General features: G+C 56.5%; 14 protein-coding genes and 2 tRNA genes. All 16 read left to right on the top strand.

What is annotated here, in order from left to right; all coding sequences use genetic code 11:
* Positions 1–67: 67 nt before the first annotated feature.
* Complete coding sequence (rlmE, locus tag ACI77D_RS17090; RefSeq protein ID WP_015885924.1) at positions 68–718, top strand: 23S rRNA (uridine(2552)-2'-O)-methyltransferase RlmE; 651 nt, start codon at positions 68–70, stop codon at positions 716–718.
* A gap of 200 nt (positions 719–918) precedes the next feature.
* Positions 919–2829, top strand: a complete 1911-nt coding sequence (gene ftsH, locus ACI77D_RS17095; protein ID WP_218264335.1) for an ATP-dependent zinc metalloprotease FtsH — start codon at positions 919–921, stop codon at positions 2827–2829.
* 8 nt (positions 2830–2837) lie between these two features.
* Positions 2838–3689, top strand: coding sequence for a dihydropteroate synthase (gene folP / locus ACI77D_RS17100; protein ID WP_064454176.1), 852 nt, complete (start codon positions 2838–2840; stop codon positions 3687–3689).
* A 16-nt stretch (positions 3690–3705) separates the two neighbouring features.
* Positions 3706–5043, top strand: coding sequence for a phosphoglucosamine mutase (gene glmM, locus ACI77D_RS17105; protein ID WP_064454175.1), 1338 nt, complete (start codon positions 3706–3708; stop codon positions 5041–5043).
* 66 nt (positions 5044–5109) lie between these two features.
* Entirely contained in the window at positions 5110–5865 is a 756-nt protein-coding gene (gene tpiA, locus ACI77D_RS17110) for a triose-phosphate isomerase (protein ID WP_064454174.1), read from the top strand.
* A gap of 4 nt (positions 5866–5869) precedes the next feature.
* Complete coding sequence (gene secG, locus ACI77D_RS17115) at positions 5870–6253, top strand: preprotein translocase subunit SecG (RefSeq protein ID WP_010206600.1); 384 nt, start codon at positions 5870–5872, stop codon at positions 6251–6253.
* Positions 6254–6275: 22 nt separating this feature from the next.
* Positions 6276–6361: transfer RNA gene (locus tag ACI77D_RS17120), tRNA-Leu, on the top strand.
* A gap of 96 nt (positions 6362–6457) precedes the next feature.
* Positions 6458–6534 (top strand) — tRNA-Met (locus tag ACI77D_RS17125).
* Between the two features lie 140 nt (positions 6535–6674).
* The gene (rimP, locus tag ACI77D_RS17130; protein WP_159442625.1) at positions 6675–7133 is read left to right on the top strand and encodes a ribosome maturation factor RimP; all 459 of its coding nucleotides are present in this window, start codon (positions 6675–6677) and stop codon (positions 7131–7133) included.
* A 47-nt stretch (positions 7134–7180) separates the two neighbouring features.
* The gene (gene nusA / locus ACI77D_RS17135) at positions 7181–8662 is read left to right on the top strand and encodes a transcription termination factor NusA (protein ID WP_003212187.1); all 1482 of its coding nucleotides are present in this window, start codon (positions 7181–7183) and stop codon (positions 8660–8662) included.
* Positions 8663–8689: 27 nt separating this feature from the next.
* Positions 8690–11215, top strand: a complete 2526-nt coding sequence (gene infB, locus ACI77D_RS17140) for a translation initiation factor IF-2 (protein ID WP_064454173.1) — start codon at positions 8690–8692, stop codon at positions 11213–11215.
* A 159-nt stretch (positions 11216–11374) separates the two neighbouring features.
* Complete coding sequence (gene rbfA, locus ACI77D_RS17145) at positions 11375–11770, top strand: 30S ribosome-binding factor RbfA (protein ID WP_016973761.1); 396 nt, start codon at positions 11375–11377, stop codon at positions 11768–11770.
* A 3-nt stretch (positions 11771–11773) separates the two neighbouring features.
* Positions 11774–12691 (top strand): tRNA pseudouridine(55) synthase TruB, encoded by a 918-nt coding sequence (gene truB / locus ACI77D_RS17150; RefSeq protein ID WP_407017102.1) that lies wholly within the window; start codon positions 11774–11776, stop codon positions 12689–12691.
* A gap of 115 nt (positions 12692–12806) precedes the next feature.
* Positions 12807–13076: a 30S ribosomal protein S15 gene (gene rpsO, locus ACI77D_RS17155; RefSeq protein WP_003176135.1), complete on the top strand. Its 270-nt coding sequence runs from the start codon at positions 12807–12809 to the stop codon at positions 13074–13076.
* A 194-nt stretch (positions 13077–13270) separates the two neighbouring features.
* A complete protein-coding gene (gene pnp, locus ACI77D_RS17160; RefSeq protein WP_053258071.1) occupies positions 13271–15376 on the top strand; it encodes a polyribonucleotide nucleotidyltransferase in 2106 nt (701 codons plus the stop codon).
* A 294-nt stretch (positions 15377–15670) separates the two neighbouring features.
* Complete coding sequence (locus tag ACI77D_RS17165; RefSeq protein WP_064454172.1) at positions 15671–16270, top strand: BON domain-containing protein; 600 nt, start codon at positions 15671–15673, stop codon at positions 16268–16270.
* The last annotated feature ends 217 nt before the right edge of the window (positions 16271–16487 follow it).

A 16487-nucleotide genomic window follows, 5' to 3' on the forward strand; every position in this document is an offset into this window, starting at 1 on the left:
CCAGTTTACCCGAGCGAGTCCGGGACCGCCCAGTTAATCACGACCCGTTTTATTTTCGAGGTGGCCCGTGGCCCGTTCCAAAACTAGTCTTAAGTGGCTGCAAGAGCATTTCAACGACCCTTACGTCAAAAAGGCGCAAAAGGACGGCTACCGTTCCCGGGCCAGCTACAAGCTGCTGGAGATCCAGGACAAGGACAAATTGATTCGTCCAGGCATGAGCGTTATCGATCTTGGCGCAGCCCCTGGTGGCTGGTCCCAGGTGACCAGTCGTCTGATTGGTGGGCAAGGCCGCTTGATCGCTTCCGATATCCTGGAAATGGACAGCATCCCGGATGTGACCTTTGTTCATGGTGATTTCACCCAGGACACGGTGCTCGCACAGATCCTTGAAGCTGTGGGAAATTCGCAGGTAGACCTTGTGATTTCCGACATGGCCCCCAATATGAGTGGATTACCGGCTGTTGATATGCCGCGCGCGATGTTCCTTTGTGAGCTGGCGCTGGATTTGGCAGGTCGGGTTTTGCGTCCTGGTGGTGATTTTCTGGTGAAGGTCTTCCAGGGCGAAGGTTTTGACGAGTACCACAAGAACATCCGCAAGTTGTTCGACAAGGTGCAAACGCGCAAGCCTGACTCTTCCCGGGACAGGTCTCGTGAGCAATACCTGCTGTGCCGCGGCTTCCGCGGTGTTGAAGGTGCGGCGAGTGAAGAGCGTTTTTGAGGAATTCGAGGAAGGCGATAGGTTTTTTTATATCGCTTTCGTCATGAAGCTTTACGAATATTGTGTAGTCAAAGTTTCACAAAGGGTTACAGACGGCGCCTGCCAGAGTTGTAGGTAATGTAGTAAGTTAGGCCGGTGAATATCATGCGAAGCGCGCGCCAGTAGCGGAGCTTGCTTCAGAGGGTAGTTAATTGAACGATATGGCAAAGAATCTGATCCTGTGGTTGATCATCGCGGCTGTCCTGGTGACGGTGATGAACAACTTCTCCAGCCCTAACGAGCCGCAGACCCTCAACTATTCCGACTTCATCCAGCAAGTTAAGGATGGCAAGGTCGAGCGCGTAGCGGTTGATGGCTACGTGATTACCGGCAAACGCAACGATGGCGACAGCTTCAAGACCATTCGTCCGGCAATTCAGGACAACGGTCTGATCGGCGACCTGGTGGATAACCATGTAGTCGTTGAAGGCAAGCAGCCTGAGCAGCAGAGCATCTGGACCCAACTCCTGGTGGCCAGCTTCCCGATCCTGGTGATTATCGCCGTGTTCATGTTCTTCATGCGCCAGATGCAGGGTGGTGCGGGAGGCAAGGGCGGGCCGATGAGCTTCGGCAAGAGCAAGGCACGCCTGCTCTCCGAGGATCAGGTGAAGACCACCCTCGCGGATGTCGCGGGTTGTGATGAAGCGAAGGAAGAAGTTGGCGAGCTGGTCGAGTTCCTGCGTGACCCGGGCAAGTTCCAGCGTCTGGGCGGCCGCATTCCTCGCGGGGTGCTGATGGTGGGTCCTCCGGGTACCGGTAAAACCTTGCTGGCCAAGGCGATTGCCGGCGAAGCCAAGGTGCCGTTCTTCACCATTTCTGGTTCTGACTTCGTCGAGATGTTTGTCGGTGTCGGTGCCAGCCGTGTTCGCGATATGTTCGAACAGGCCAAGAAACACGCCCCATGCATCATTTTCATCGACGAAATCGACGCTGTTGGTCGCCATCGTGGTGCGGGCATGGGCGGTGGTCACGATGAGCGTGAGCAGACTCTCAACCAGTTGCTGGTGGAGATGGACGGCTTTGAAATGAATGACGGCATTATCGTCATCGCCGCAACCAACCGTCCGGACGTACTGGACCCTGCGCTGCTGCGTCCAGGCCGTTTCGACCGCCAGGTGGTAGTGGGTCTGCCGGACATCCGTGGTCGCGAACAGATTTTGAAAGTGCACATGCGCAAAGTGCCGATGGGCGACGACGTGGCTCCGGCCGTCATTGCCCGTGGTACTCCAGGCTTCTCCGGTGCTGACTTGGCCAACCTGGTGAACGAGGCCTCGCTGTTCGCTGCCCGTACCGGCAAGCGCATCGTTGAAATGAAAGAGTTCGAACTGGCAAAAGACAAGATCATGATGGGCGCTGAGCGCAAATCCATGGTTATGTCCGAGAAAGAGAAGCAGAACACCGCTTATCACGAAGCCGGTCACGCCATTGTTGGTCGTGTCGTGCCTGAGCATGACCCGGTTTACAAGGTGTCGATCATTCCTCGTGGTCGGGCGTTGGGTGTCACCATGTTCCTGCCTGAAGAGGATCGTTACAGCCTCTCCAAGCGTGCGCTGATCAGTCAGATCTGCTCACTGTATGGTGGCCGAATTGCTGAAGAGATGACCCTTGGCTTCGATGGCGTAACCACCGGTGCCTCCAACGACATCATGCGTGCCAGCCAGATTGCACGGAACATGGTGACCAAGTGGGGCTTGTCTGAAAAACTCGGGCCTTTGATGTATGCCGAAGAAGAAGGTGAAGTGTTCCTGGGTCGTGGCGGTGGCGGTCAAGCTGCCAGCTTCTCGGGTGAAACGGCCAAGCTGATCGACTCCGAAGTGCGCAGCATCATTGACCAGTGCTACGGCACGGCCAAACAGATCCTGACCGACAATCGCGACAAGCTGGATGCAATGGCTGATGCGTTGATGAAGTACGAGACCATTGATGCCGACCAGATCGACGACATCATGGCGGGTCGCACGCCTCGTGAGCCTCGCGATTGGGAAGGTGGTTCGGGCACTTCTGGCACTCCGCCAGTAGTTCAGAGCGAGCGCCCTGAAGCCCCGATCGGCGGTCCGGCAGCTGACCACTAAGGTTTGAAATGACTTCTGCGTTGTCCTCAACCCGGTTGCCTTGCGGCAACCGGGTTCTTGATTTGGCCCATACACATGTCATGGGCATTCTTAATGTAACCCCCGATTCCTTTTCCGACGGCGGCCGCTTCAGTCAACTCGATGCGGCATTGCGTCATGCCGAGGCGATGGTGGCGGCGGGCGCGACCTTGATTGATGTCGGTGGTGAGTCGACTCGCCCTGGTGCTCGCGTTGTTTCTCCTCTCGAGGAGTTGGAGCGAGTGGCGCCTATCGTCGAGCGCATTGCTCGTGAGTTGGACGTGATCATCTCGGTGGATACATCGACTCCGGCCGTGATGCGCGAGACGGCGCGCCTGGGTGCGGGGCTCATCAACGATGTGCGCTCCCTCCAGCGAGACGGTGCCCTGGATGCGGCAGCGGCAACCGGTCTGCCTGTATGCCTGATGCATATGCTGGGAGAGCCCGGCAATATGCAAGACAGTCCACACTACGACGATCTCGTTGGTGAAGTGAGTGGGTTTCTTGCTGAAAGGATCGCTCAGTGCGCCAAGGTTGGAATTGCTGCCGAAAAAATCATCCTTGATCCTGGGTTTGGCTTTGCCAAAACCCTTCAGCACAATTTAAGTCTGTTCAAACATATGCAGGCCTTGCATGCGCTTGGTCGGCCCCTGTTGGTCGGTGTTTCGCGCAAGAGCATGATAGGGCTCGCATTGAGTCGACCGGTGGGTGAGCGGTTGTACGGTGGCCTTGCTCTGGCAGCGCTCGCGGTTACCAAGGGCGCGCGTATCTTGCGTGTGCATGACGTCGCCGAGACGGTCGATGTGGTGCGTATGCTTGCCGCCGTAGAATCAGCCGAATAAGAACGATGGAGCACTTATGACTAAAAAATATTTTGGCACCGACGGTATCCGTGGTCGGGTCGGCGAATTTCCGATTACGCCTGATTTCATGCTCAAGCTGGGTTGGGCGGCAGGTATGGCGTTCCGCAGCATGGGCGCTTGCCGCATTCTGGTGGGCAAGGACACCCGTATTTCCGGTTACATGTTTGAGTCCGCGCTGGAGGCTGGTTTGTCCGCCGCCGGTGCCGACGTAATGCTGCTGGGGCCAATGCCGACGCCGGCGATCGCTTACCTGACGCGTACCTTCCACGCTGAAGCCGGTATCGTGATCAGTGCCTCGCACAACCCTCATGATGACAATGGCATCAAGTTTTTCTCTGGCCAGGGCACCAAGTTGCCGGACGCGATCGAGCTGATGATCGAAGAGCTGCTGGATGCACCGATGACGGTGGTCGAGTCCAGCAAGCTGGGCAAGGTCTCGCGCATCAACGACGCGTCTGGCCGCTACATCGAATTTTGCAAGAGCAGCGTGCCGACCAGTACCAATTTTGCCGGGCTGAAGATTGTTGTCGATTGCGCTCATGGTGCGACCTACAAAGTGGCTCCGAGTGTATTCAAGGAGCTGGGCGCCGATGTGACCGTGCTGTCGGCTCAGCCGAATGGTTTGAACATCAACGAAAACTGCGGCTCCACCCATATGGAGCAACTGCAGGCGGCCGTCCTGGCTGAGCATGCTGATCTCGGTATTGCTTTTGACGGGGATGGTGATCGTGTCCTGATGGTGGATCACACTGGGGCTGTCGTGGATGGTGATGATTTGTTGTTCATCATTGCTCGCGACCTGCATGAGCGTGACAAGTTGCAGGGCGGCGTCGTTGGCACTCTGATGAGTAACCTGGGCCTGGAACTGGCCTTGGCAGATCTTGGAATTCCCTTCGTTCGCGCCAATGTCGGTGACCGCTATGTAATCGCCGAGCTGCTGGAGCGTAACTGGCAGGTGGGCGGTGAGAACTCGGGGCATGTGGTTTGCTTCCAGCACACGACGACTGGCGATGCAATTATTGCCGCGTTGCAGGTGTTGCTGTCCTTGCGTCGTCGTGAGGAGAGCCTCGCTCAGGCGCGACAGGCTCTGCGTAAGTGCCCGCAGGTTTTGCTCAATGTGCGTTTCGCCGGTGGCGAAAACCCGATCGAACACCCTGCGGTCAAAGACGCCTGCGAGCGCGTGACCCTGGCAATGGCGGGGCGTGGGCGGGTGTTGCTGCGCAAGTCCGGCACGGAGCCTCTGGTGCGCGTCATGGTCGAAGGTGAGGACGAAACACAGGTTCGCGGCCATGCCGAAGACCTGGCAAAACTGGTAACTGAAATTTGCGCCTGAATTCGGCTTGCCAGTGATGATGTGGTTGGGTAACATCTGCGCCCACTTTGACCGACGGGGTACAGCATGCGTCGCACTATGGTAGCTGGTAACTGGAAGATGCACGGTACCCGCGCCAGTGTCGCTGAGCTGATCAATGGCCTTCGTCACTTGGCCTTGCCTAGCGGTGTTGATATTGCGGTTTTCCCGCCTTGCTTGCATATCAACCAGGTGGTTGATGGCTTGAAAGGTAAGTCGATCCAGGTCGGCGCGCAGAATTCTGCGGTGGAGCCCATGCAAGGTGCTTTGACCGGTGAGATTTCGCCGAGTCAGTTGGTAGATGCGGGTTGTTCCTATGTGCTTGTCGGGCACTCCGAGCGCCGTCAGATGATGGGCGAACGTGATGGGACACTCAATCGCAAGTTTGCAGCGGCACAGGCTTGTGGCTTGATTCCGGTGTTGTGCATAGGGGAGACCCTTGAGCAACGCGAATCGGGCAAGACTCTTGAAGTTGTCTCGCGTCAGCTGGGCAGCATTATCGAGGAGCTGGGTGTTGGTGCGTTTGCAAAGGCAGTAATTGCTTACGAGCCGGTCTGGGCCATTGGCACCGGGCTGACTGCTACACCGCAACAGGCGCAGGATGTGCACGCAGCCATTCGCGCACAGTTGGCGGCAGAGAATTCTGAGGTCGCACAAGGTGTGCGGCTTCTATACGGCGGCAGCGTGAAGGCGGCCAATGCGGTCGAACTGTTCGGCATGCCGGATATCGATGGGGGGCTCATTGGTGGAGCTTCCCTGAATGCAGATGAGTTCGGTGCGATTTGTCGCGCCGCGGGAAACTGAAAAAATGCTGGAAACAGTCGTAGTCGTTTTTCATCTGTTGGCTGCCCTGGGCGTAGTTGCCCTGGTTTTGTTGCAACAGGGTAAAGGTGCGGATGCTGGTGCGTCTTTCGGTGCAGGTGCTTCAAATACTGTGTTCGGAAGCCAAGGTTCCTCTACCTTTCTTAGTAAGTTTACTGCTATACTTGCCGCCGGTTTCTTCATAACCAGCTTAGGGTTAGGTTACTTTGCTAAAGAGAAGGCTCATGTGCTGACTCAAGTAGGTTTGCCAAACCCAGCAGTGTTGGAAGTACCAAAAGCAAAACCGGCTTCTGATGATGTCCCGGTGCTTCAAGAGCAAAAGTCGGCTACTCCAGCGACTGACGTACCTCCAGCTCAAGAGCAAAAGTAATAAGGGTTGTAAACGCTGTATTGCCGAGGTGGTGGAATTGGTAGACACGCAACCTTGAGGTGGTTGTGCCCATAGGGTGTAGGGGTTCGAGTCCCCTTCTCGGTACCAATTATCAGGAGAGCCCGCTGTTGCGGGCTTTCTTGTAGGTGGAAGGTTACATTGACCCTGTAAGGGATCGGTCGTATACTTCCGCCCCAGCTTTGTCGCGGGGTGGAGCAGTCTGGTAGCTCGTCGGGCTCATAACCCGAAGGTCGTCGGTTCAAATCCGGCCCCCGCAACCAGTTTTAGCGGAGCCCCTTTTAAGGGGCTTTTTGTTAGCTGGACACTTTCAACGCCGCTATTCGACGGCGTTTCAAGGATGGGCGTTTCGCCCATTTTTTTATTTTGCACAGCATGCACATACATGCACGAGGGGGTTCAGGTGTCGAGCAAGCTAGAAGAGTTGCAGGCCTTGTTGGCCCCGGTGATCGTGGCCCTAGGCTATGAATGCTGGGGTATTGAGTTTTCGGCTCAAGGTCGCCACTCAATGTTGCGCGTTTATATCGATAAAGAGGGCGGTGTGCTGGTGGACGATTGTGCCATTGTCAGCCGTCAGATCAGCGGTGTCCTGGATGTTGAAGATCCAATCTCCGTTGAATATACCCTCGAAGTTTCCTCGCCAGGCATGGAACGCCCACTGTTCACTATTGATCAGTTTGCAAAATTTGCCGGTGAACAAGTGAAGATCAAGCTGCGTTCCCCGTTCGAAGGGCGACGCAACTTTCAGGGCCTTCTGCGCGGTGTAGAAGAACAGGATGTCGTGGTGCAGGTAGAAGACCATGAATTCCTGTTGCCGATCGATATGATCGACAAGGCCAACATTATTCCCAGTTTTGACTGAGACGCGGATCCCGCGGATCCAATGGCTTGCGAAAGGCGAGGCGTACGATGAGCAAAGAAGTACTGCTGGTTGTTGAGTCGGTATCCAATGAAAAGGGCGTACCGGCAAACGTGATTTTTGAAGCGCTGGAGCTGGCCCTGGCCACTGCTACCAAAAAGCGTTTTGAAGACGAAGTGGATCTGCGTGTGGAAATCAACCGCCACACCGGTGCCTATGAGACTTTCCGTCGCTGGACGGTCGTCGAAGAAGCCGACCTTGATGATCCGGCCATCGAAACCTGGCCAAGCAAGGTTGCCGAAACGCACCCTGGGGCTCAGGTCGGTGATGTCGTCGAAGAAAAGATCGAATCGATCGAATTCGGCCGTATTGCTGCACAGACCGCCAAGCAGGTCATCGTGCAGAAGGTTCGCGAAGCCGAGCGCGCTCAAGTCGTTGACGCTTATCGCGAGCGCCTGGGTGAAATCATCTCCGGCACCGTGAAAAAAGTCACCCGCGACAACGTGATCGTCGACCTGGGCAACAACGCAGAAGCGTTGCTGGCCCGCGAAGACATCATCTCTCGCGAAACCTTCCGTGTTGGCGTGCGTTTGCGTGCGCTGCTCAAGGAAATCCGCACCGAGAACCGCGGCCCTCAGTTGATCCTGTCGCGTACCGCGCCGGAAATGCTGATCGAGCTGTTCCGTATCGAAGTGCCGGAGATCGCCGAAGGCCTGATCGAAGTCATGGCTGCGTCCCGCGACCCGGGTTCGCGCGCCAAGATCGCGGTCCGTTCCAAGGACAAACGCATCGACCCGCAGGGCGCTTGCATTGGTATGCGTGGTTCACGCGTCCAGGCAGTGTCGGGCGAATTGGGTGGTGAGCGTGTGGATATTGTGCTGTGGGACGATAACCCGGCGCAGTTTGTGATCAACGCCATGTCGCCAGCTGAAGTGGCGGCAATTATCGTTGACGAAGATGCCCATGCAATGGACATCGCCGTTGGCGCAGACAATCTGGCTCAGGCCATTGGTCGTGGTGGTCAGAACGTGCGTCTGGCCAGCCAACTGACCGGTTGGACCCTGAACGTGATGACCGAATCGGACATCCAGGCTAAGCAGCAAGCTGAAACCGGCGACATCCTGCGCAACTTCATCGACGAGCTGGAAGTCGACGAAGACCTGGCACAGGTGCTGGTAGATGAAGGCTTCACCAGCCTGGAAGAGATTGCCTACGTACCGTTGGAAGAAATGCTCAACATCGACGGCTTTGACGAAGACACCGTCAACGAGCTTCGCGCTCGGGCCAAGGATCGTTTGTTGACTAAAGCCATCGCTACTGAGGAAAAGCTGGCAGACGCCCATCCGGCCGAAGACCTGCTCTCGCTTGAGGGTATGGACAAGGATTTGGCGATGGAACTGGCGGTGCGCGGCGTAATTACCCGCGAAGACCTGGCCGAGCAGTCTATTGACGATCTGCTCGACATCGACGGCATTGACGATGATCGTGCCGGCAAGTTGATCATGGCCGCCCGAGCCCATTGGTTCGAGTAACTAGGCGCGGCCTGAGGAGAGAAGTGCATGACGCAAGTCACGGTGAAACAACTGGCCGATGAGGTCAAAACACCGGTAGAGCGCCTGTTGCAGCAGATGCGTGAGGCAGGTCTGCCGCACACCGCCGCCGATGAAGGTGTGAGCGACAGTGAGAAGCAGTCTTTGCTGACTCACTTGAAGAGCAGCCACAAGGCGAAAGTGGAAGAACCGCGCAAGATTACATTGCAGCGCAAAACCACCAGCACACTGCGTGTTGCTGGTAGCAAGAGCATCAGCGTTGAAGTACGCAAGAAGAAAGTCTTCGTACAGCGCAGCCCGGAAGAAATCGAAGCCGAGCGCAAACGCGAACTGGAAGAACGTCGCGCAGTAGAAAATGCTGCTCGTCAGAAGGCTGAAGAAGAGTCCAAGCGTCGCGCCGAAGAAGAAGCGCGTCGCCAGCCTGCTGCTGCGCAACCTGCTGGTACTGAAGCGGTCGCCGCGCCTAGCGCACCTGTTGAAGCTGTGCGTGAGGCCGCTCCGGTTGCCGCCGCACCTGCTCCAGCAGCAGACGCTCGCAAGCGCGACGAACCTCGTCGTCCGGACAAGCCACGTGCCGACGATAACAATCGTCGCGGTGGTGGTGGCGATGGCGAGCGTAAAAACGCTCCACATCGTGCCTCGGTCAAAGAGAAAGCGCCCGCTCCACGCGTTGCCCCACGTACTACCGACGAAGAAAGCGATAGCTTCCGTCGCGGTGGTCGCGGCAAGGCCAAGCTGAAAAAACGCAACGCCCACGGTTTCCAGAGCCCAACAGGCCCTGTCGTGCGTGATGTGCAGATCGGCGAGACCATTTCTGTTGGCGATCTCGCCAATCAGATGTCGGTCAAGGCTGCTGAAATCATCAAGTTCATGTTCAAACTGGGTACCCCAGCGACCATCAACCAGGTGCTTGATCAGGAAACTGCTCAGCTGGTAGCCGAAGAACTGGGCCACAAAGTGACCCTGGTCAGCGATACCGCTCTGGAAGACTCCCTGGCCGAGTCCTTGAAGTTTGAAGGTGAGACGTTCTCCCGTGCGCCAGTCGTGACCGTAATGGGCCACGTTGACCATGGTAAGACGTCGCTGCTCGACTACATTCGTCGTGCCAAGGTAGCTGCTGGCGAAGCCGGCGGTATTACTCAGCACATTGGCGCGTACCACGTTGAAACCGAACGCGGCATGGTCACTTTCCTCGACACCCCAGGTCACGCCGCGTTTACCGCAATGCGTGCCCGTGGTGCCAAGGCAACTGACATCGTGATCCTGGTCGTTGCAGCAGACGATGGCGTGATGCCGCAGACCATTGAAGCTGTCCAGCACGCCAAGGCTGCTGGTGTTCCACTGGTTGTTGCAGTGAACAAAATCGACAAGCCGGGCGCCGACCTTGATCGCATCCGTAGCGAACTGTCGGTTCACGGCGTGACTTCCGAAGAGTGGGGCGGTGATACGCCATTCGTCTCGGTCTCGGCGAAAGTCGGTACCGGTGTAGACGAACTGCTCGAAGCGGTCCTGCTGCAAGCTGAAGTACTCGAACTGAAAGCAACGCCATCGGCCCCGGGTCGCGGTGTTGTGGTTGAATCGCGTCTCGACAAAGGTCGTGGCCCGGTTGCAACCGTACTGGTTCAAGACGGTACCCTGCGCCAAGGCGACATGGTGCTGGTCGGTTCGAACTATGGCCGTGTACGTGCCATGCTCGACGAGAACGGCAAGCCAATCAAAGAAGCCGGTCCTTCCATCCCTGTCGAGATCCTCGGCCTGGACGGTACTCCGGACGCTGGCGACGAGATGAGCGTAGTTGCCGACGAGAAGAAAGCCCGTGAAGTGGCTCTGTTCCGTCAAGGCAAGTTCCGCGAAGTCAAACTGGCCCGTGCTCACGCCGGTAAGCTGGAGAACATCTTCGAGAACATGGGCCAGGCAGAGAAGAAGACGCTTAACATCGTCCTCAAATCTGACGTCCGTGGTTCCCTCGAAGCGTTGAACGGCGCCTTGAACGGCCTGGGTAACGACGAAGTGCAAGTGCGTGTTGTCGGTGGCGGTGTCGGTGGTATCACCGAGTCCGACGCCAACCTGGCACTGGCTTCCAACGCTGTACTGTTTGGCTTCAACGTGCGTGCCGATGCTGGCGCTCGCAAGATCGTCGAGCAGGAAGGCCTGGACATGCGTTACTACAACGTCATCTACGACATCATCGAAGACGTCAAGAAAGCCCTTACCGGCATGCTTGGCAGTGACGTCCGGGAGAACATCCTGGGTGTTGCCGAGGTGCGTGACGTGTTCCGTTCGCCGAAATTCGGTGCGATTGCCGGCTGTATGGTTATCGAAGGCACTGTGCACCGTAACCGTCCAATCCGTGTATTGCGTGAAGACATCGTTATCTTCGAAGGCGAGCTGGAATCCCTGCGCCGCTTCAAGGATGACGCTTCTGAAGTACGTGCCGGCATGGAATGCGGTATCGGCGTCAAGAGCTACAACGACGTCAAAGCTGGTGACAAGATCGAAGTCTACGAGAAGGTTCAGGTTGCTCGCAGCCTCTAACTCGCGCACTTCAGGAGCCACACAGCGTGTGGGCATGCAAATGTCCCGCGCCGTGTCCGGACTCTAAACGCAACGCCCGGTCTGGCTTTTGTCAGGCCGGGCGTTTGCCGCTTTCAGACCCCACGGGTTTCACCGTGTGGCAGTAACAGGTAACAAGACATGGCAAAAGAATACAGCCGTACCCAGCGAATCGGCGATCAGATGCAGCGCGAGTTGGCCCAACTGATCCGTCGCGAAGTCAAAGACCCACGCGTTGGCCTGGTCACCATCACCGCTGTTGAAGTGAGCCGTGACGTAGGTCACGCCAAGATTTTCATCACTGTGATGGGCCAGGACAGCAGCGAAGAAATCGCGCAAAGCATCAAGGTGCTCAACTCCGCCGCAGGCTTCCTGCGCATGCAGTTGGCCCGTGAAATGAAGCTGCGCAGCGTGCCCCAGTTGCACTTCCACTACGACGAAAGCGTCGTGCGTGGTGCGCACCTGTCGGCACTGATCGAGCGCGCCGTGGCGGAAGACAGCCAGCACCCGTCCACACCTGAAGACGCCAAGGAGTAAGCGGTGGCTCAGGTCAAACGTATCCGTCGCAACGTCAGCGGCATCATTCTGCTCGACAAGCCCATTGGTTTTACCTCCAATGCCGCATTGCAGAAGGTTCGCTGGTTGCTGAACGCCGAGAAGGCCGGGCATACCGGCAGCCTCGATCCCTTGGCCACCGGCGTATTGCCGTTGTGCTTTGGTGAGGCCACCAAGTTCTCGCAATACCTGCTCGATTCCGACAAGGGTTACGAAACCCTGATGCAACTGGGCAAGACCACCACCACGGCCGATGCCGAGGGTGATGTTTTGCAGGTTCGCGACGTGACCGTTGGTCGTGCTGATATTGAAGCTGCTTTACCCGGTTTTCGTGGGGAAATCAGTCAGATACCACCGATGTACTCGGCGCTCAAGCGTGATGGGCAGCCTCTTTACAAGCTGGCACGTGCGGGCGAAGTAGTGGAGCGCGAACCGCGTTCTGTTACTATTGCGCGCTTGGAATTGCTCGCCTGCGAGGGCGACACTGCCCGCTTGGCCGTGGACTGCAGCAAAGGCACCTATATCCGTACCCTGGTGGAAGATATTGGTGAAAAGCTCGGTTGCGGCGCGTACGTTGCAGAGCTGCGACGCACGCAGGCAGGGCCTTTCAGCCTTGCCCAGACGGTCTCGCTGGAAGAGTTGGAAGCAGTACATGCCGAAGGCGGCAATGAAGCAGTTGATCGCTTCCTGATGCCATCGGACAGCGGTTTGCTGGACTGGCCGTTGCTGCACTTCTCGGAGCACAGCGCGTTCTATTGGCTAAACGGCCAGCCGGTACGCGCTCCGGACGCTCCGAAGTTCGGTATGGTGCGGGTACAGGATCATAACGGTCGCTTTATCGGTATCGGTGAAGTGAGCGAAGACGGGCGCATCGCGCCGCGTCGACTGATTCGGTCAGAATGACCGGACGAGTGTGGCTGTTAACAGGCACGGTCAACACTCATTTTTAGATACAGGGATTTGTCCCTGGCCTGTTGAAACTGCCCTTTGGGTGGTTTCCTGAAAAAAGGATTGCCTCATGGCTCTCGACGTTCAAGAAAAAGCACAAATCGTTGCTGACTATCAGCAAGCTGTTGGTGACACTGGTTCGCCAGAAGTGCAAGTTGCACTGCTGACCCACAACATCAACAAGCTGCAAGGTCACTTCAAGGCCAACGGTAAAGATCACCACTCCCGTCGTGGTCTGATCCGCATGGTAAACCAGCGCCGTAAGCTGCTGGACTACCTGAAAGGCAAGGATCTGGGTCGTTATCAGGCTCTGATCGGTCGCCTGGGTCTGCGTCGCTAATAAGCGATTGCGCTAGAGGTTGGTTGTCTGCCGTGTGTCAGTGGGATTCCCGCTGGCCCATGGCAGGCTCCCAGCCTCAAGTTTTATCTGGATACACGTTTTACCCTGGACCAGGCTCGGGCCGATTCCCGACATTGCCCAAGAATTTCGCAAGAAGACAAGTTCCCCAAGAGCCACAAAGAAGGTAGGACACCGTGAACCCGGTTATCAAAAAATTCCAGTTCGGTCAGTCGACCGTTACCCTCGAGACAGGCCGTATCGCCCGTCAAGCTTCCGGCGCAGTGCTGGTCACCGTTGACGACGACGTCACCGTATTGGTGACTGTTGTTGGCGCCAAGCACGCGGACCCAAGCAAGGGCTTCTTCCCTCTGTCCGTTCACTACCAGGAAAAGACTTACGCTGCCGGTAAGATCCCTGGCGGTTTCTTCAAGCGCGAAGGCCGTCCTTCCGAGAAAGAAACCCTGACTTCCCGACTGATCGACCGTCCGATCCGTCCGCTGTTCCCAGAAGGCTTCATGAACGAAGTGCAGGTTGTCTGCACCGTCGTTTCCACCAGCAAGAAGACCGATCCGGACATCGCTGCGATGATCGGTACCTCGGCTGCCCTGGCCATCTCCGGTATTCCTTTCGATGGTCCAATCGGCGCTGCCCGTGTTGCGTTCCACGAAAGCACCGGCTACCTGCTGAACCCGACTTACGAACAACAGAAAGCTTCGAGCCTGGACATGGTCGTTGCCGGTACTTCGGAAGCCGTGTTGATGGTTGAATCGGAAGCCAAAGAGCTGACCGAAGACCAGATGCTGGGCGCGGTACTGTTTGCTCACGACGAGTTCCAGGTTGTGATCAACGCTGTTAAAGAACTGGCTGCCGAAGCTGCCAAGCCAACGTGGACCTGGGCTCCACAAGCTGAAGCGACTGAACTGCTGGGCGCTATTCGCTCCGAGTTCGGCGCAGCGATCTCCGATGCCTACACCATCACCGTCAAGGCCGACCGTTACGCTCGCCTGGGCGAGTTGAAGGATCAGGTTGTGGCCAAGCTGTCCGGTGAAGAAGGCCAGCCTTCTTCCAGCGACGTCAAAGCTGCATTCGGTGAAATCGAATACCGCACCGTTCGCGAAAACATCGTTAACGGCAAGCCACGTATCGACGGCCGCGACACTCGCACCGTACGTCCGCTGAACATCGAAGTGGGTGTTCTGCCGAAGACTCACGGTTCGGCGCTCTTCACCCGCGGTGAAACTCAGGCTCTGGTAGTTGCGACCCTGGGTACTGCGCGTGACGCACAGTTGCTGGACACCCTGGAAGGCGAGAAAAAAGACCCGTTCATGCTGCACTACAACTTCCCTCCGTTCTCGGTAGGTGAGTGTGGTCGCATGGGTGGCGCTGGCCGTCGCGAAATCGGTCACGGCCGTTTGGCTCGTCGTTCGATTGCAGCCATGCTGCCGGCTGCTGACGTGTTCCCGTACACCATCCGTGTTGTGTCGGAAATCACCGAGTCCAACGGTTCCAGCTCCATGGCTTCGGTCTGCGGTGCTTCCCTGGCGCTGATGGATGCTGGTGTACCGATGAAGGCACCGGTTGCCGGTATCGCCATGGGCCTGGTTAAAGAAGGCGAGAAGTTCGCCATCCTGACTGACATCCTGGGCGACGAAGACCACCTGGGCGACATGGACTTCAAAGTAGCCGGTACCGCTAAAGGTGTTACCGCGCTGCAGATGGACATCAAGATCAAGGGCATCACCGAAGAGATCATGGAAATCGCTCTGGGCCAAGCCCTGGAAGCGCGCCTGAACATCCTCGGTCAGATGAACCAGATCATTGGTCAGTCCCGTACCGAACTGTCGGAAAATGCTCCGACCATGATTGCGATGAAAATCGACACCGACAAAATCCGTGATGTTATCGGTAAAGGCGGCGCGACCATTCGTGCAATCTGTGAAGAGACCAAGGCTTCGATTGACATCGAAGACGACGGCTCGATCAAGATCTTCGGCGAAACCAAGGAAGCTGCAGAAGCTGCACGTCAGCGCGTTCTGGGTATCACCGCTGAGGCCGAGATCGGCAAGATCTACGTCGGTAAAGTTGAGCGCATCGTCGACTTCGGCGCGTTCGTCAACATCCTGCCAGGCAAAGACGGTCTGGTTCACATCTCTATGCTGAGCGACGCTCGTGTTGAGAAAGTGACCGACATTCTGAAAGAAGGCCAGGAAGTGGAAGTGCTGGTACTGGACGTGGATAACCGCGGCCGTATCAAGCTGTCCATCAAGGACGTAGCAGCAGCCAAGGCTTCGGGCGTTTAATTACCCCTTCGCTTTAAGCTGAAAAAGGACTCTTCGGAGTCCTTTTTTTATGCGCGGAGGAAAATGTCGGGAAATCAGTCGCTTAGTTAATTCAAAAAGCCGCAACTTGCACGCAGGCACGATCAGTTTCATGCAACTTGCACGATTCCGAGATTTGGATGTTTTTGTAAGTTGCTGTTTTATAAGGGGAATATTCGAATTCAGAACTTGGCACAGTGCCTGCAATAACCCTGTTAACGCTGCAGCATCAAGGTTCACACACTGCAGACTTTCAATAAAACAGGAGTTACTCGTATGAAGAAGTTCGCTCTCGCTACTGCTACCGCTTTGACCCTGGCCATGGGTGCTAACGTGGCCTTTGCTCAGACTTCCCAAGCGCCAATGACCCTGGCCGCTGGCGAAATGACCAAAGCCAAAGAGTCCACTTCCGACACTTGGATCACCACCAAAGTCAAAGCTGACCTGCTGACTGAAAAAGGTATTCCTGGCTCGGACATCAAGGTTGAAACCAACAAAGGCGTGGTTTCCCTGTCGTCGACTGTAGCTATCTCGGACTCGCAGAAAGCGACTGCTGTAGCGATCACCAAGAAAATCAAAGGTGTTACCGCTGTATCCGCTGATGGCCTGATGGCTGGCGGTGCGATGAAAGCTGACAACATCGACAAATCCAAAGACGCCACTTCGGACACTTGGATCACTACCAAAGTGAAGGCTGACCTGGTTACCGAGAAAGGTATTCCTGGCACCGACATCAAAGTTGAAACCAACAAAGGTGTTGTTTCCCTGTCCTCTTCTGTCGCAGTGACCGAAGCTCAGAAAACCACTGCTGTTGCGATTGCCAAGAAAATCAAAGGCGTTAAAGCTGTTTCGGCCGATGGCCTGAAGGCAGAGTAACGCTCAACTATTCGTCTGAACTGGACGGCGGCGGCTTAGGGTGAGTTAGATTTCCACCCGCTGCACCTCTTGAGTTCATGCGACCGACCACACGGATGTGGTCATTACAGGCCCCGGCACTTGTGTCGGGGCCTGTTCTATTGTGGGCCGGAACAAAACTTCAAGGCCGACATACATCAAAGTGGGAGCTGGCTTGCCTGCGATGCAGGCACCTCGG

The organism is Pseudomonas sp. O39 (genome assembly GCF_045447295.1).
In the GTDB taxonomy this organism is placed as follows: domain Bacteria; phylum Pseudomonadota; class Gammaproteobacteria; order Pseudomonadales; family Pseudomonadaceae; genus Aquipseudomonas; species Aquipseudomonas antarctica_A.

Excerpts from the sequence above, each read along its gene's own strand:
- secG (WP_010206600.1), top strand. The coding sequence starts at position 5,870 with ATGCTGGAAACAGTCGTAGTCGTTTTTCATCTGTTGGCTGCCCTGGGC.
- ftsH (WP_218264335.1), top strand. The coding sequence starts at position 919 with ATGGCAAAGAATCTGATCCTGTGGTTGATCATCGCGGCTGTCCTGGTG.
- folP (WP_064454176.1), top strand. The coding sequence starts at position 2,838 with ATGACTTCTGCGTTGTCCTCAACCCGGTTGCCTTGCGGCAACCGGGTT.
- ACI77D_RS17165 (WP_064454172.1), top strand. The coding sequence starts at position 15,671 with ATGAAGAAGTTCGCTCTCGCTACTGCTACCGCTTTGACCCTGGCCATG.
- infB (WP_064454173.1), top strand. The coding sequence starts at position 8,690 with ATGACGCAAGTCACGGTGAAACAACTGGCCGATGAGGTCAAAACACCG.
- tpiA (WP_064454174.1), top strand. The coding sequence starts at position 5,110 with ATGCGTCGCACTATGGTAGCTGGTAACTGGAAGATGCACGGTACCCGC.
- glmM (WP_064454175.1), top strand. The coding sequence starts at position 3,706 with ATGACTAAAAAATATTTTGGCACCGACGGTATCCGTGGTCGGGTCGGC.
- rbfA (WP_016973761.1), top strand. The coding sequence starts at position 11,375 with ATGGCAAAAGAATACAGCCGTACCCAGCGAATCGGCGATCAGATGCAG.
- rpsO (WP_003176135.1), top strand. The coding sequence starts at position 12,807 with ATGGCTCTCGACGTTCAAGAAAAAGCACAAATCGTTGCTGACTATCAG.
- nusA (WP_003212187.1), top strand. The coding sequence starts at position 7,181 with ATGAGCAAAGAAGTACTGCTGGTTGTTGAGTCGGTATCCAATGAAAAG.